We start from the raw sequence: 15,185 nt of genomic DNA, 5'->3' as shown, positions 1-15,185 counted from the left end.
CGTCAGCTCTTGCTGGTGGCGAGCTTGATCAGCTGAGGAGCTGTCGCGTCCGGAAGGTAAGCACGCGTGAGCGCGATTCCGATTCGAGGCAGGTCGGCCTCGTCGCGGAAACACAGGAAAACGGGTTCGTATCTCGGCTTGAACTTCTTCTTGAATGCGTGAAGAGACCGGAAGCCGTAGAGCGGTTCCATCGCGGCTCCGAGCATGTCGAGCAGGCGGTCCATCGATGCGGCGTCGGCGCCGTCGTCGCTGCGGGCCAGCGGCGCGCCGGACAGTGAGACGAATTGGGCACCTTGTTCTTTGAATTCGAGGGCCGACGATGCGATGAGGAACTCGACCACCGGCCGGAAGCCGTCCGGGCGTCGACGCATGACGTCGAGCGTCCAACCCCGGACCACGCCGCCTTCGCCGTACACCGGCAACCACGAGGTGACGCCGTGAATACTTCCCGTCGGGTCGACGGCCAAACCGACCCGGACGTCGCGATCGAGCGCCTCCTCGACGCTGCCGAGGGTGAACCCCATCTCGGGGAGTCCCTTGTCGCCCACCCATTCCTCGGATATAGCGCGCACTTGAGCCAAGACGGAAAACGGCTCGTCTGCCAGTGTTGTCATCCGGAAGGTGATGTCGTCCTTCTTGGCCTTGTTGAGCGCCGAACGGATGTCCTGCCAGGACTTTCCGGTGAACTGCAATTCCGGCAGGTCGACGATCGTGTCCTCGGCGACCTGAACGGTGCGCCACCCCCGCCGTGTGGCGGCATCGGCTGTTTCCTTTCCTACGGAGAACAAGCAGGGAGTGAGGCCGTTGGCTTCGGACATCGTCGTGAACTCGTCGACCGCCGCGGCAAGTCGCTCGGGGCTCGCTATCGGATCGGCCAGCACCACGACGACACCGACATGCCGTTGGAATGCAACGACGCTCTCTCCCGACTCACCGAAGTAGTAGCTGTTGCCGTCCCACGTCGTCATCCACGACATGGTTCCGCCGCCGTGCTGTTTGAGCAGTTCCCGAGCAGTGGCGCGAGGATCGTTCCCGGACAGCGGTCCGCCTCGAATCTTGCGCCGCATCGGCACGTGAAAAGCGTGACGGCCCTTGATCAGCAAGATGAGTTCGAGAAGCCAGAGCAGCGCGGTACCGACCGTGACGGCTCCGGCGCTTTCGTAGTCGAAGAAGATGACCGAACCGAGGACGAGGGCGGTGGCCAAGACCGTCAGAGAGCCGAACACCACGGCAACCCACCAGGCCCAGCGGCGACCTCGTCGCAACTGATCCGCGATCAGTGCAACGATGATCACGTCGACCAATGCGGTCCAGCCCGAACCGGTTTCGGCTTCCGTCGGCCCGAAGGGTCCACTGCCGGGGAACAACCACACGGCGATCTCGACCACTCCGATCAGGAGCAGGCCGATGAATCCGAGCAGACGGATCTCGCGTCGCGTTCGGGGGATGAACCCGCGCTCTCCGTCGCCGAAGAACTTTTCGCCGACCGGAAGGAAGATCGCAACCGCGATGAGGTGCTGTACGTCGGCGAGGCGACCTTCGAAGAGAAAGGCGATCGCGATGTACGCGCACAGGATGGCGCGCACTCGCATTCGCCAGGGCGAGCGCAGAGTTGCGGTGGTCGCGGCGAGTGCGGCGATGATGGCGGTGGTGACACCGACGTCGCGGTGGGTGGCGAGGTTGCGAGCCCAATCCCAATCGGTGTGGCTGCCCGCCCAGAGGAGGAGCGATGCACCCAGTTCGCCCGCCAACTGACCGCTGATCGTGACGATGGCCGCGTTCTTGGTTCCCAGGCGCCACTCGCACCAGCCGACCGCGAAGGCAAAAACGACGATGATCGAAACATACTGACCCGGCGTCAAGCCGAAGAACCAACCCGTGACGAGGGTCCACCACTTACCTTCCTGCAAGGCAGGGACTCCGTAGGCGATGTCGTCGAACCACGAGTAGGTACGGACGTGATTCCACAAGGCGCCGGTCGCGATCCCGACGATGGTGATGGTGAGCACGACGATCGAGGTGAACGGCACGCGCCGCAGGACGCTCAGCGCGTCGGAGGCAAAGCGAGAGGCCCGGTTCGGCGCGCCCGGCGCGCTCTGGTCGGTCTGCGGGGTGGGGGTCTGGGACTGCTCAGCCATCGAGGTTCTCTTCTCGCCATACCGCACGGTGGATTCTGCCTGTTCAGCATGACAGGAATACAGACCGATAATCAGGCGAAGCGGTCAAAATGGACCAGACTGACTGGGGGTCTCAGTCTCGTGGCGCTACTGTCGAGTCATGGTGAACGGAGATTTACTGAATCGGGACCACCTGGTCGCCTCACTTGCCGCTTTCGAACCTCGGTCGGTCGAATTGGACGGAAGGCGCTCGGCGTCGGTGGTCATCGTCGTCATGCGGAGTGCGGACGGAACACCCGTGTTCCCGGTGACGAAGCGGCCGAGCAAGATGCGCGCTCACCCCGGTCAGTTCGCGTTGCCAGGCGGAAGCGTCGACCCGGGTGAGTCTTCCGAACAAGCAGCGGTTCGGGAGCTGTCCGAAGAGTTGGGCGTCGACGTCCCTGAGTCGAACATCATCGGCCGGCTCGACGACTACGTCACCCGTTCGGGATTTGTGATCCGACCGTTCGTCGTCTGGTCCGGTGAGGACATCGGGGGACTGGTACCCAATCCCGACGAGGTGGCCCAGGTGTATGCCGTGACGTCGGAGGAACTCGACGTGGACTCGCGATTCGTCACCATCGAGGAATCACCGAACCCGGTGATCCAATGGCCTTTCCGAACGAGCCTGATCCATGCGCCGACCGGAGCCGTCATCTATCAGTTCCGCGAAGTGCTGAACGGACGGAACACGCGCATCGACAACCTCGAGCAGCCGGTGTTCGCCTGGCGATAAGGTCGGCTCGACACGCTCGGGACAGTTCGGGCTACGGCGCCTCGGCGAATAGTCCGTCGTGCTGTGGAAAGCTGGCCGCACGGCAATCGAAAGACGCGAGGTGTGTGCAGTGAACTCTGGCGAACAAGAACTGGTCCCCACGGATCGGATTCTCACTGTTCCCAACGTGCTCAGTATCGTGCGTCTACTCGCTCTGCCGCTGTTCGCCTACCTGCTGCTCGTCACGCACTCGGACGGCTGGGCATTGGCGCTGCTGATGCTCAGCGGGTTCACCGACTGGCTCGACGGCAAGTTGGCCAGGGTGCTCGGGCAGACCTCGCGTCTGGGAGCGCTTCTCGACCCGTTGGTCGATCGCCTGTACGTCGTGACGACACTGGTCACCTTCGTTGCCCGCGATTTCATTCCCTGGTGGGTCGCGGCGATTTTGATCGGCCGTGATCTTCTACTCGCGTTGACGTTGCCGATCTACCGCCGGCGTGGACTGCCGCCGCCCGAGGTCATCTACCTCGGCAAGGCTGCGACCTTCCTGCTGATGTTCGCTCTGCCGTTGATTCTTGCCGGGCATGGAGACTGGGCCATCGGACCGTTCACCCATGCCTTCGGTTTCGCTTTCCTGATCTGGGGAACCGTCCTGTACGTGTGGACTGCCGCGATCTACGTGCTCAAAGCCGTTGACGTTGCGCGAACGCACGAGGTCGTGCGCCGATGAAGTCGACCGGGGAGGACGTCCGTCGTAACCCGGTACCGTCGCTGCTTCGGTCGCTCATGACCGAACATCTCGATCCGGGCTACGAAGCGACGGCATTCGAACGCCAACACGAGCACACGACGAACAGATCCTCGAAGACGGGGCCGTGGCTGGCCCTCGGTGCACTGTTGATCGGGTTCATTGTCGCGGTCTCTGCAGTTCAGGCCACCAAGCAGGTGACCGGCACCGAGGAGGTTCGAAGCGAGTTGGTCGCCAAGGTCCGTGACGCGGAGGATCGAATCGATTCGCTGGCCGCGTCCCGCGATTCACTCGGCGGCGACGTCGACGCCGCCCGTGGCTTGGCGCTCGAAGGCGATGCCAGAGGCAGCGCGGTCCTCGATCAATTGCGAGCGGTCGAATCCGGCGCAGGAGCCGAAGCTGTTCACGGGGAGGGGCTGGTGGTGACGTTGACGGACCCGGCCGGGCGCCCGAACCTCTCGGATGCGTCCCAGCGCAGCGTCGGCGGTAAGACAGTTGTCCTCGATCGCGATCTGCAGACCGTCGTCAACGCCCTGTGGGCTGGCGGCGCGGAGGCAATCGCCGTCGGCGGCGTGCGAATCGGGCCGACGGTGACCATCCGTCAGGCCGGCGGCGCGATGCTCGTCGACAACCAACCTGTCTTCTCGCCGTACCGCGTCGAGGCGATCGGCGACACGCGCGCGCTGCAGCGAGAGTTCGTCGTGAGCGACGCCTACGTGAGAATGTCGAGCGTCTCGCAACTGTACGGAGTCGGTTTCGCAGTGGCCGAGGACGACTCGTTGACACTGCCGCCCGCGACGCCTCGTGCGGTCCGGGTGGCAACAGAACCCACAGAACCCAAGTGACAGAAGGAGTTCGATGAAGGCCGGTTCCGCCCTGTACGGACTCGCAGCACTGGTCGTCGGCATCGTCTTGGGCGTCGTTTTCAGCCCGCAGGTCCCCGACGTCATCCAGCCCTATCTTCCGATCGCTGTCGTTGCGGCACTCGACGCCGTCTTCGGCGGACTACGCGCGTATCTGGACGAGATCTTCGACGCAAAGGTGTTCGTGGTCTCCTTCGTCTTCAACGTGCTCGTCGCGTCGTTGATCGTCTGGCTCGGCGATCAGTTGGGTGTGGGTACTCAACTCTCGACGGCAATCGTCGTCGTGTTGGGTATCCGGATCTTCGGCAACGCAGCGGCATTGCGACGACGACTGTTCGGAGCGTGAGCCATGTCCGACCACGCCACGACTGACCCCGAAGAACCACCGGTGACGACTACGGGTGAAGGTCGTCACGAGTTGCGTTCGCCGTCGAAACATCGCACGAACGTGGTGTTCGCGATCCTCGCCGCCGTGCTTCTGGGTGTGCTCGGTGTCGCGATTGCCACACAGGTACGCAGCACCGTGGCCGGAGATTCACTCGACGCTGCGCGCCCTGCCGACCTCCTGGTGGTTCTCGACAACTTGAATCGGCGTGAAGCCGCGCTGAGGCAGGAAGTCGCGAATCTTCAGGAATCGCTTGCCACTTTGGAAGCCGGCGGCAACACCGGAGCAGCGCTCGACGAGGCGCGGGCGCGGCTGACCTCGCTCTCCATTCAGGTGGGGACCGCTCCTGCTACCGGACCAGGTGTGACGATGACCCTGACGGATCCAGCAGGGGGCGTCGGCTCCGAAGTGATTCTCGATCTCATCCAGGAACTACGCGCTGCCGGGGCCGAAGCCATCTCGATCGCAGGTGCGAACGGCGAACCCATTCGTATCGGCGTGAACTCGTGGGTGAGCGGGCGCGGCGGCGAGATCGAATTGGACGGAACCCGGATCGAGCAGCCGTACACTGTGACCGCGATCGGGGATCCACCGACGTTGGCAGCAGCGTTGAACATTCCCGGAGGCGTTTTCGACAACGTCGCACGCAACGGCGGAACTTCCTCAGTCGACCAATCGCAGCAGGTCACGATCTCCGTCTTGCGACAATTGAATCCGCGCCAATACGCTCAACCCGGAAATTGATCTTTTGCGTCCGACTTTCGGACGGCCTGTGAAAGGAAGCCACTGTGAGTGAGCTCGATACACCTACCGATCTGCGCTACACCGCGGAGCACGAGTGGGTGAAGCGGACCGGCCCGACCTCAGTTCGAGTCGGTATCACCGACTTTGCTCAGTCGCAGCTCGGTGACGTCGTGTTCGTCCAGCTTCCTGCTGTCGACGAAGACGTGACCGCCGGTGAATCGCTCGGTGAGGTCGAGTCGACCAAGAGCGTCTCCGACATCTTTGCTCCGTTCACTGCGAAAGTTCTTGCAGCCAACGGTGAATTGGACGGACAGCCTGACCTCGTCAACACCGATCCGTACAACACGGGTTGGTTGGTCGAGCTCGAGGTCGCCGACGAGGCCACACTCGACGCCGCACTCGCGGCAACGCTGGACGCGGAGGCATACAAGGGACTCACGTCCGAGTAGAAAACCTGCGCGTGGACCGGCCAACTCGTGTTGTGTCGCGGCCTGTCTCGCTGCACGCGGCGGTCTGCGCAGGGTACGGTCGTTAGGTACGCATGTGCCGAGTCGGGGCGCAGGGCCGTATCGAACGTGACTGTGAAAGATGCTCGTGAAGAAAGTGCACTGCGTAGTCCAGTGATTCATGATCTGGATGATTGACCCAGGAGGAGAAACAGTGAGCGAGAACGGTAACGACGCGGGCTATGGGGAGTCGCCGGCGGAGACCACTTCGGTTTTCCGTGCGGACTTCCTCAATGAGCTCGACAACACCTCCTCTGCAGCACCGGCCGCCGAGCAGCCGGTTTCGGGCGTGGAAGGCCTTCCCGCCGGAGCCGCCCTTCTGGTGGTCAAGCGGGGACCGAATGCAGGATCCCGCTTTTTGCTCGATCAGCCGACGACGTCGGCAGGTCGGCACCCGGACAGCGACATCTTCCTCGACGACGTGACCGTCAGCCGTCGTCACGCCGAGTTCCGTCAGGAAGATGCAGATTTCCACGTCGTCGACGTCGGAAGCCTCAACGGCACCTACGTCAACCGTGAGCCTGTCGATTCGGCAGTTCTCGCGAACGGTGACGAGGTTCAGATCGGCAAGTTCCGTCTGGTGTTCCTCACCGGCCCTCGTGCCGGCGGTTCGCAGGTCGGCGAGTCGTCAGCAGGTGCGGGTAGCTAATGACGGCAGTGCGGCAGCAGAGCCAGCCCGGAATGTCGATTGGTTCCGTGCTGGATCGGTTGCGTCCAGATTTTCCCGACGTGACGATTTCGAAGATCCGTTTCCTCGAGTCCGAGGGTTTGATCAGCCCACAACGGACACCGTCGGGATACCGCAGATTCTCTGTCGAGGACTGCGAGCGTCTTCGCTTCGTGCTGACCGCTCAACGTGATCAGTACCTGCCGCTCAAAGTGATCAAAGAACAACTCGAAGCGATCGACAGCGGCGCAGCGACGGTGAGTGCAGAAGTTCCTGCGCCTCGTCGTGCTCGCGTCCTGTCGATCGCTACGGGCGATGTCTCACCCGAGGCTTTCCGGGTCGATCGCGAAGTTCGAGTCGGTCGTCAGGACCTTCTCGCTCGCGCCGACATCGACGATCGGTTTCTGACCGATCTGATCCGTACCGGTTTGGTCGTTCCCGGCGCAGCGGGCTTCTTCGACGAGGACGCCGTGACGCTGGCGCGCACCGCGAAGGCGATGTCCGAGTACGGCTTGGAGGTTCGTCATCTGCGGGCGTTCAAGTTGGCTGCTGATCGTGAAGCGGGACTCGTGACCCAGATCGCCGGACCGGTTGCCAAGGGTCGTGACGCCGGAGCACGTGATCGTGCCGAGGAAATGGTCCGGGAACTGGCTGCGCTGTCGCTGACATTGCACACATGTCTGGTCAAGTCGGCGGTTCGGGGAAGTCTCGATCGCTGAGTTCCTCGATCAGCGGGGCACACTCGAATAGAATTTCAGTACGACCGCATCGGAGTCGGTCGGCTGGATCACGTCAGGTTGGAGGCAAGCTCGATGGGCGAAATGCGTGTGATCGGAGTTCGTGTCGAGCAGCCTCAGAATCAGCCGGTCCTGTTGCTGCGAGAGTCCGACGGCGATCGGTACCTGCCGATCTGGATCGGGCAAACCGAAGCTACCGCGATTGTTCTCGAACAACAGGGAGTCGAGCCGGCGCGACCGCTGACTCACGACCTGATCAAGATCTTGATCGAATCATTCGGTCGGAGCCTCAAGGAAGTGCGGATCGTGGACCTGCAAGAGGGCACCTTCTACGCGGATCTCGTCTTCGACGAGCAGACCACCGTCTCGGCACGTCCGTCGGACTCGATTGCATTGGCCCTGCGCATCGGCGTTCCGATCTTCGCGTCGGAGGCTGTTCTCGCCGAGGCCGGTCTGGTCATTCCCGACGAGCGTGAAGACGAGGTCGAGAAGTTCAAGGAATTCCTTGACACCATCTCGCCGGACGACTTCAAAGCCACTGACGGTTAGTCCTGTTTGTCCGTAATCAGGCTTTAGTCTTCAACTCTCAAGTAGAGGTTGAGTCTCGGTCGGCGTGTTGCGTTGACCGAGCACCCTCGTGGTCTTACCGTTGCGTGCGGTGGAGATCTTCTCGCCTTGTCGATCGAGGCGTACTCTGGGTAAGTCCACTCATGGAATTACCTGCCTTGGATTCACATCTGAAAGTTCGGTCGGCACGGGATTCTCGTGACTGCTGATAGCACAGGTTGGTTACATGATGGCGAAGCGAGAGGGAGACGGCAGTGGAAGAACAGTCGAATGAGCGCGGAACGGGCATAGCCGATAGTGCCGAGCCGACTGCAGAAATGTCTTCCGAAGAGCTGCAGCCAGGCCTGTTCCCGGACGATTCCATCCCCGACGACCTCGTCGGATATCGAGTACCCAGTGCGTGCCAGATCGCCGGGATCACGTACCGCCAACTCGACTACTGGGCACGGACGTCGTTGGTTGTTCCGTCAATCCGCGGCGCTGCCGGATCCGGTAGCCAACGTCTGTACTCCTTCAAGGACATCCTCGTTCTGAAGATCGTGAAGCGTCTGCTCGACACCGGCATCTCACTGCAGAACATTCGCGTTGCCGTCGATCACCTCCGTAAGCGCGGCGTCCGCGATCTTGCCAACATCACCCTGTTCTCCGACGGCACCACCGTGTACGAATGCACGTCTCCCGAAGAGGTCGTCGACCTCCTCCAGGGTGGTCAGGGCGTATTCGGCATCGCCGTCAGTGGAGCGATGCGTGAACTCACCGGAACGATCGCCGACTTCCCAGCCGAGCGGGCTGACGGCGGCGAAAGCGATCCCAACCCGGAAGACGAGTTGGCTTCGCGACGCAAGAATCGCGCCAGCCGCAAAACCGGATAACGCACGTCACATCTCTTTGGAGGATGCCACGGTGCAGGTAGGCGTTTCGGTCAACTAGACTGGGCCTGCGTCGCCGGCGTACGGGAGAGCCTCGGATACCGATTCACCGAACTTGTCTTTGTTTCAGTCTTTGTCTCAAAGGCCAGTCGTGAGCGGGATCAGGGCGCCGAAGGAGCAATACCTCCCCGTCAATCTCTCAGGCACCAAGGACCGTACGGGCTCCGACGCCTCTGGAAAGCGGTGGGACAACCCACCCGCCGACGGGGAAAGGCTGTGGCTTCCGTCTATCGGCGGATCACTACCGAATCTCTCAGGCGCTCGGGAATCGAGCATGCGACAGAGGGGGAGGAACGCACCGCAGTTCGGTGTGTGTCCTGATCCTCCGATCTGTCTGGGAGTTGTCGTGATCGACGCTGCAAGCCGTATATTTGCCGACCGCCATGTCGGTCCGAACGCCGCGGAACTCGCGCGCATCCTCGAACTCGTCGGTGTCGATTCACTCGACGAACTGGCAACCAAGGCCGTTCCCTCCGTCATCCTCGACGCTGCCCCGAACGGCATCGCGGCCGGACTCGACGCTCTGCCGCTTCCGGTTGGAGAGCACGAGGCACTTGCCGAACTGACTGCACTCGCAGCCCAGAACACTGTCGCGACGTCGATGATCGGCCTCGGCTACTTCGACACGTTGACGCCGCCGGTGTTGTTGCGCAACATCATCGAGAACCCGGCCTGGTACACCGCGTACACCCCGTATCAGCCGGAGATCAGCCAGGGCCGCCTCGAAGCCCTCCTCAACTTCCAGACCATGGTCGCCGATCTCTCCGGCATGGAACTGGCCAACTCGTCGATGCTCGACGAGGCCACCGCCGCTGCCGAAGCCATGACGCTCCTGCGCCGCGCGAACCGCAGCAAGTCCCCACGCTTTGTCGTCGACGCGGACCTGTATCCGCAGACCCTCGCCGTCATCGAGACACGCGCCGAGCCGCTCGGCATCGAGATCGTCTCCGCAGATCTCACTGCCGGACTGCCCGAGGGCGATTTCTTCGGTGTCATCGCCCAGATCCCGGGCGCTTCGGGACGCGTCGTGGACTACACCTCGATCATCGCGGAAGCTCACGAGCGCGGCGCGCTAGTTGCCGTCGGCGCCGACCTTCTTGCGATGACGCTCATCACCTCGCCGGGTGAACTCGGTGCGGACGCGTGCTTCGGCACCACCCAGCGCTTCGGTGTTCCCATGGGGTACGGCGGACCGCACGCCGGTTACCTGGCCGTGCACTCCAAGCACGCGCGTCAGCTGCCCGGCCGTTTGGTCGGCGTCTCCATCGACGCCGACGGAGACAAGGCATACCGCCTCGCGCTGCAGACACGTGAGCAGCACATTCGCCGTGAGAAGGCGACATCCAACATCTGTACCGCGCAGGTGCTCCTCGCGATCCTCGCTGCGATGTACGCGAGTTACCACGGCGCCGAGGGGCTCAAGGCGATTGCGTTGCGCGTCGCTGCCCGCGCACACGCGTTGGCAAACGGCCTGCGCGAGGGCGGCGTGACCGTAGTCCACGATTCGTTCTTCGACACCGTCCTGGCTCAGGTTCCGGGCAAGGCAGCCGACGTCGTCGCTGCGGCCAAGGAATCCGGGATCAACCTGCGTTTGGTCGATGCCGATCATGTCGGTATCTCCTGCGACGAGGCCACCACCGCCGACCACGTCCTTGCCGTGCTCGACGCGTTCGGTATCGAGGATGCTGTTGTCGCCATCGAAGCCGAGGGCAACTCGGTTCCGGCTGCTCAGGAGCGCACGTCCGACTACCTGCAGCACGAAGCCTTCACCCGTTACCGTACGGAAACGGCAATGCTTCGCTACCTGCGCGCGCTCTCCGACAAGGACATCGCCCTCGATCGCAGCATGATCCCGCTGGGCTCGTGCACCATGAAGCTCAATGCGACCGCCGAGATGGAATCCATCACCTGGCCGGCGTTCAACGCGATCCATCCGTTCGCGCCCACGTCGGATGCACCCGGTCTGCTGAAGATCATCAAGGATCTCGAAGACTGGCTGGTCGCGGTCACCGGCTATGACAACGTCAGCCTCCAGCCCAACGCCGGCAGCCAGGGGGAGTACGCAGGCCTGCTCGCAATCCGCAACTACCACCTCAGCCGGGGCGACGACCACCGCGACACCTGCCTCATCCCGTCGAGCGCTCACGGCACCAACGCGGCGTCTGCCGTCATGGCCGGGATGCGCGTCGAGGTTGTTGCGTGCCGCCCCAACGGTGACGTCGACGTGGACGATCTGCGCGCGAAGATCGCCGATCATGCCGAGCGTCTCGCCGCGATCATGATCACCTACCCGTCCACCCACGGTGTCTACGAGCACGAGATCTCCGACATCTGCGCAGCGGTACACGACGCCGGTGGCCAGGTGTACGTCGACGGCGCCAACCTCAATGCGCTTGTCGGCCTTGCCCGTCCGGGCCGATTCGGCGGCGACGTCAGCCACCTGAATCTGCACAAGACCTTCTGCATCCCGCACGGCGGCGGCGGACCCGGCGTCGGCCCGATCGGTGTGCGCTCGCACCTGACGCCGTTCTTGCCCGGACACCCGATGGCCCCCGAACTCGGTGGTAGAGGCACGATCTCGGCAGCGCCGTACGGCAGTGCGTCCATCCTGCCCATCACCTGGACCTACATCCGGATGATGGGTGCTCAGGGCCTGCGCCGCGCCAGCCTGACCGCCATCGCGTCGGCCAACTACATCGCGCGTCGACTCGACGAGTACTTCCCGGTTCTCTACACCGGCGAGAACGGCATGGTCGCGCACGAGTGCATCCTCGACCTCCGTGGGTTGACCAAGGACACTGGCGTCACCGTCGACGACGTGGCAAAGCGTCTGGCCGACTACGGTTTCCATGCACCGACCATGAGCTTCCCCGTGGTCGGCACACTGATGGTCGAGCCCACCGAGAGCGAGAACCTCGAAGAGATCGACGAGTTCTGCGAGGCGATGATCGCCATTCGCGGCGAAATCGATCGCGTCGGCGCCGGCGAGTGGACGGTGGAGGACAACCCGCTACGCGGTGCTCCCCACACTGCCGGAAGCATTGCAGCGCAGTGGGATCACCCGTACTCGCGTGAGATCGCCGTCTTCCCGCGAGGCAAGGCTCGCCCGAAGGTGTGGCCGTCCGTGCGTCGTATCGACGGTGCACATGGCGACCGCAACCTGGTCTGCTCGTGCCCGCCGATCGAAGCGTTCGCAGGCAACTAAGGCGTGTGCCCGCCGGAGATCATCACCTCTCGCGTACGAGTTCGAGAACGGTGATCTCCGGCGGTGCGCCGACGCGTACCGGCGGGCCCCAAGCCCCGGCGCCACGCGTCGTGTAGAGCACTGTGTTTCCGACCTTGTCCAAGCCTTGCACCGAGGGCTGCTGCAGCGGAACGAGATACCTCAGCGGCCACATCTGCCCGCCGTGAGTGTGCCCGGACAGTTGCAGATCGATACCCATCTCGGACGCCTCGATCGCTTGACGCGGTTCGTGCGCGAGAAGCAAGGCGAAAGTATTCGGATCACGACCTGCGAGCGCGGCAGTAAGGTTCGGCTCGTACGGGGCCGGCGACGTGTAGTCGTGGATGCCCACGATGTCGATGGTGTCGCCGTCATGCTGGATCGAGGCGCGGCTGTTGCGAAGTGTGGTGATCCCCAATGTTTCCCACACGTCGAGCCATTTGCCACCGTCGTCCGCGTAGAACTCGTGGTTTCCGCTGACTCCGAAGATTCCGTCCGGCGCCTGAAGATCGGCGAGCGGAGCAAGATCGGGAGCAACTTTTGCGACGGTGCCGTCCACGAGATCGCCGCCGATCGCGATCAGATCGACATTCTGCGCGTTGACGATTTCGACCACCTTGCGGGTGAAGTCGACCCCGCGGGCCGGTCCAACGTGCAGGTCGGTGATCAAGGCGATCCGGTATCCGTTGAAGCCCTCGGGCAGGCGAGCGAGCGGCACGCGGACGCGTGAAATCTTGGGGCCCGACGCCTCGTAGACGCCGTAGCCGGCGGTGCCGATCGCCGCGAGAGTGACTGCTGCTGTAGCCAACTGCAACGTACGACGCTTGGCCGGGTCGACTTCGGTCATGGTATCCGTGCGGCGTGCACGTAGTCGACTGATCCCGGCAAACAGGCCGATCACGAGCAGTCCGGGAATCAGGTACAGCCACGAAGCCAGCCAGACCCATCCGAGAAATCCGATCGGTCGCGCCCAGGACGTCGGGAAGATTTCGCCGCTGCCGACCCCGATGAGCGTCGAGACCGCCAAGACGACAAGCGCAGTGTCGGCAAGACGAGCCCATCGCCTCGGGATGCCGGTGGCGCGAACGAGTCGGCGGTGCAGGAACCAGGTCAGAAGGGCGAGAAGGACTGCAAAAACCGCGACGCGCCCCATCAGGACAGCATCTTGGTCACTGTGGCCGCGAGAGCGGGGCCGGACGTCGAATCGACGCGAACCAAGGTTCCGCCGGTCCGATCCGAGACGTCTTGGAGTGTGGAGACGTCGTCGCCCGCACCGACGACGATCACGTCGACCTGTACCGGACGCGACGGATTGCCCGCAGCGGCGATCGCGCTGAGCAGTTCGGCTCGCGTCGTGGTGGATTCGTCATGTGTACTCGAGGTGATCAGCAGCACCGAGTTGACTCGTCCCGCGTCGAAACCGTCAACCGCGGCTTTGTACGAACTGGCAAGCGCCGGGTACTTGGAGGTCTTTCCGCCGGCTCGAAGCCCGTTGAGGAAATCTGTGATGGTGGCACGCCGATTCGGCTCGGACAGTGAACCGCCCGGAACCAGGATGCGCTCGGACGGTTTTCCGTCGGTGCCCGTGCTGAACTCGCGAAGGCCGATGTCCGAAGCGTCAGGGCTGCGACCCAATTGCGTGTTCACTGCCGCGGCAACGTTCGCCAAGCGGGTAGTGCCACCGTCGTCGGTACCCATCGACGCCGACGTGTCCATCAGGATGGTGGCACTACGCGGAGAGACCGGATTGGCGACGATGTCACCGAGCGCAGCTGCGGTTTCGGCCGAAGCCGGTTTCAACGTGGACGAGATCTTGGCCGGAGACACCGCACCGAGATCGGGAAGATCTTGACCCTCGACCCGGAAACCGGCGCCGACGAACAACTGTGACTGATTCGGCTCACGCATGAAATCGGCAAACTGCGCCGCTGCGCGCGAGGCGGTTTCGTCGATCCCGCTGCCCGAGACGATGACCGCCGGATAGTCCGCGACTGGCGTTGCGCCGGCGGGGGAGTACGTCGTCATCGCCGCGTTCGCGCTCTGCGCTATCGACTGTTCCGTGGCCGGAACGGCTTTCACCGAATCCGGTGTTCCGGCGCTCAGTGCTCCGAGGGCTTCGGCGGTGGACGTCGGGGGAGTCGGCAAGGATTGGAACTGCAACGCCCGCGCACTGAGCGCAGCGTTGACCTGCGCGGACTTCACCTGATCCGTCGTGACCGGACCGGCACCCGCATCGGCGACGTCGGCAGCGATCGCCTGTGCGGCCATCGAGGTTTCGGTACTTCCGACCGGCAGGGCGACCGTCAGATCGGAAGGCAATGTCTTCCAACTCGATGCGGCGCCGGCCAATGCTGCCGCGGTCTCGGGACCGGCTGCCAGAACGATCGGGGAACTCGCGAGCGAGCGGGGATCACCGTTGATCACGGCCTTGCCCGCCAGCGGCGCGAGTTCGAACGAGCTCGTCGGGATCCACAGGGAGGGACGCGGTCCCAATGCTGCGTCGTCCCAGGATGCCGCCGGACCGGCTTCGAGTGCCGTCGAGACCGACGCGGACGGCGCACCGTGCACCACGACGGCGATGCAGTGATCGCGCACGACCGGAGAGGTCTGGGTGTACCGCTTGGCCAGTTCCTCGATCTGTGGGGCGATGGACGGATCCGCGGTGACGTCGAGTGTCTTGTTGCCTTCGACGCACGTACCTGCTGCCTGCTGGCCCTGATCGTCGATCCGGTTGCTGAGGGCCTTCCACCCGAAGAAGCTTGCAACGATCAAGACGATCAGCACGACGACGAGAATCGGCCCCTTGCTGATACCTCTGGCGCCTGACCCGCCGCGATGTTCGCCCACGTACCTTGCCCTACCTTGGTCACTCGAAGAATGTCTGTTGAACGGACTGTGTCCTCGGCCAGTCTAGTGACGAATCTTCGGGGCCTACGCGAACAGCC

The 15,185-nt window shown here is 63.4% G+C and carries 14 protein-coding genes and 1 riboswitch; of the genes, 11 read left to right on the top strand and 3 right to left on the bottom strand.

Translation table 11 applies throughout. The features are described from left to right. Window positions 1–2 precede the first annotated feature (2 nt). Complete coding sequence (locus ACKAMS_RS23765) at window positions 3–2,138, bottom strand: bifunctional lysylphosphatidylglycerol flippase/synthetase MprF (RefSeq protein WP_408989619.1); 2,136 nt, start codon at window positions 2,136–2,138, stop codon at window positions 3–5. 139 nt (window positions 2,139–2,277) lie between these two features. Between ACKAMS_RS23765 and ACKAMS_RS23760 the strand changes: the two genes are divergently transcribed. The 11 genes from ACKAMS_RS23760 (at window position 2,278) to gcvP (ending at window position 12,222) form a co-directional block, all read left to right on the top strand. After that, entirely contained in the window at window positions 2,278–2,892 is a 615-nt protein-coding gene (locus ACKAMS_RS23760; protein ID WP_019748561.1) for a CoA pyrophosphatase, read from the top strand. A 109-nt stretch (window positions 2,893–3,001) separates the two neighbouring features. Continuing rightward, complete coding sequence (locus tag ACKAMS_RS23755) at window positions 3,002–3,601, top strand: CDP-alcohol phosphatidyltransferase family protein (protein WP_020907837.1); 600 nt, start codon at window positions 3,002–3,004, stop codon at window positions 3,599–3,601. Next, complete coding sequence (locus ACKAMS_RS23750; RefSeq protein ID WP_029255416.1) at window positions 3,598–4,464, top strand: DUF881 domain-containing protein; 867 nt, start codon at window positions 3,598–3,600, stop codon at window positions 4,462–4,464. Before ACKAMS_RS23755 ends, ACKAMS_RS23750 begins: the two co-directional genes overlap by 4 nt. 13 nt (window positions 4,465–4,477) lie before the next feature. Beyond that, on the top strand, window positions 4,478–4,828 hold the full coding sequence (locus tag ACKAMS_RS23745) for a small basic family protein (RefSeq protein WP_003946178.1): 351 nt from the start codon (window positions 4,478–4,480) through the stop codon (window positions 4,826–4,828). A 3-nt stretch (window positions 4,829–4,831) separates the two neighbouring features. After that, window positions 4,832–5,611, top strand: coding sequence for a DUF881 domain-containing protein (locus ACKAMS_RS23740; protein WP_021344355.1), 780 nt, complete (start codon window positions 4,832–4,834; stop codon window positions 5,609–5,611). Between the two features lie 44 nt (window positions 5,612–5,655). Beyond that, complete coding sequence (gene gcvH, locus ACKAMS_RS23735) at window positions 5,656–6,060, top strand: glycine cleavage system protein GcvH (RefSeq protein ID WP_019748557.1); 405 nt, start codon at window positions 5,656–5,658, stop codon at window positions 6,058–6,060. A 211-nt stretch (window positions 6,061–6,271) separates the two neighbouring features. After that, entirely contained in the window at window positions 6,272–6,766 is a 495-nt protein-coding gene (gene garA, locus ACKAMS_RS23730; protein ID WP_003946166.1) for a glycogen accumulation regulator GarA, read from the top strand. Beyond that, a complete protein-coding gene (locus ACKAMS_RS23725) occupies window positions 6,766–7,503 on the top strand; it encodes a MerR family transcriptional regulator (protein WP_003946161.1) in 738 nt (245 codons plus the stop codon). The genes garA and ACKAMS_RS23725 overlap by 1 nt, the downstream gene beginning before the upstream one ends. A gap of 93 nt (window positions 7,504–7,596) precedes the next feature. Then, the gene (locus ACKAMS_RS23720; RefSeq protein WP_003946194.1) at window positions 7,597–8,070 is read left to right on the top strand and encodes a bifunctional nuclease family protein; all 474 of its coding nucleotides are present in this window, start codon (window positions 7,597–7,599) and stop codon (window positions 8,068–8,070) included. A gap of 335 nt (window positions 8,071–8,405) precedes the next feature. Further along, window positions 8,406–8,960, top strand: a complete 555-nt coding sequence (locus ACKAMS_RS23715; protein ID WP_021344354.1) for a MerR family transcriptional regulator — start codon at window positions 8,406–8,408, stop codon at window positions 8,958–8,960. Between the two features lie 220 nt (window positions 8,961–9,180). After that, window positions 9,181–9,310, top strand: a riboswitch (glycine riboswitch). A gap of 53 nt (window positions 9,311–9,363) precedes the next feature. Next, window positions 9,364–12,222 carry an aminomethyl-transferring glycine dehydrogenase gene (gcvP, locus tag ACKAMS_RS23710; protein WP_024487228.1) on the top strand — a complete coding sequence of 953 codons (2,859 nt, stop codon included), beginning with the start codon at window positions 9,364–9,366 and terminating at the stop codon, window positions 12,220–12,222. Between the two features lie 22 nt (window positions 12,223–12,244). Here gcvP and ACKAMS_RS23705 read toward each other — a convergent pair whose 3' ends face one another. Together ACKAMS_RS23705 and ACKAMS_RS23700 are read right to left on the bottom strand one after the other, a co-directional pair. Then, window positions 12,245–13,393, bottom strand: coding sequence for a metallophosphoesterase (locus ACKAMS_RS23705; RefSeq protein WP_195791741.1), 1,149 nt, complete (start codon window positions 13,391–13,393; stop codon window positions 12,245–12,247). Continuing rightward, complete coding sequence (locus ACKAMS_RS23700) at window positions 13,393–15,087, bottom strand: VWA domain-containing protein (RefSeq protein WP_408989618.1); 1,695 nt, start codon at window positions 15,085–15,087, stop codon at window positions 13,393–13,395. Before ACKAMS_RS23700 ends, ACKAMS_RS23705 begins: the two co-directional genes overlap by 1 nt. Between the last annotated feature and the right edge of the window lie 98 nt (window positions 15,088–15,185).

This window comes from Rhodococcus sp. 5A-K4, assembly GCF_046097995.1.
GTDB classification, from domain to species: Bacteria; Actinomycetota; Actinomycetes; order Mycobacteriales; family Mycobacteriaceae; genus Rhodococcus_F; species Rhodococcus_F erythropolis.
The sequence above is the reverse complement of the archived record's forward strand: the minus strand, read 5'-3'. Positions and strand labels throughout refer to the sequence as shown.

Coding starts and splice junctions, on each gene's coding strand:
- ACKAMS_RS23725 (WP_003946161.1), top strand. CDS start 6,766: ATGACGGCAGTGCGGCAGCAGAGCCAGCCCGGAATGTCGATTGGTTCC.
- ACKAMS_RS23765 (WP_408989619.1), bottom strand. CDS start 2,138: ATGGCTGAGCAGTCCCAGACCCCCACCCCGCAGACCGACCAGAGCGCG.
- ACKAMS_RS23740 (WP_021344355.1), top strand. CDS start 4,832: ATGTCCGACCACGCCACGACTGACCCCGAAGAACCACCGGTGACGACT.
- ACKAMS_RS23720 (WP_003946194.1), top strand. CDS start 7,597: ATGGGCGAAATGCGTGTGATCGGAGTTCGTGTCGAGCAGCCTCAGAAT.
- ACKAMS_RS23705 (WP_195791741.1), bottom strand. CDS start 13,393: ATGGGGCGCGTCGCGGTTTTTGCAGTCCTTCTCGCCCTTCTGACCTGG.
- ACKAMS_RS23745 (WP_003946178.1), top strand. CDS start 4,478: ATGAAGGCCGGTTCCGCCCTGTACGGACTCGCAGCACTGGTCGTCGGC.
- ACKAMS_RS23715 (WP_021344354.1), top strand. CDS start 8,406: ATGTCTTCCGAAGAGCTGCAGCCAGGCCTGTTCCCGGACGATTCCATC.
- ACKAMS_RS23760 (WP_019748561.1), top strand. CDS start 2,278: ATGGTGAACGGAGATTTACTGAATCGGGACCACCTGGTCGCCTCACTT.
- ACKAMS_RS23750 (WP_029255416.1), top strand. CDS start 3,598: ATGAAGTCGACCGGGGAGGACGTCCGTCGTAACCCGGTACCGTCGCTG.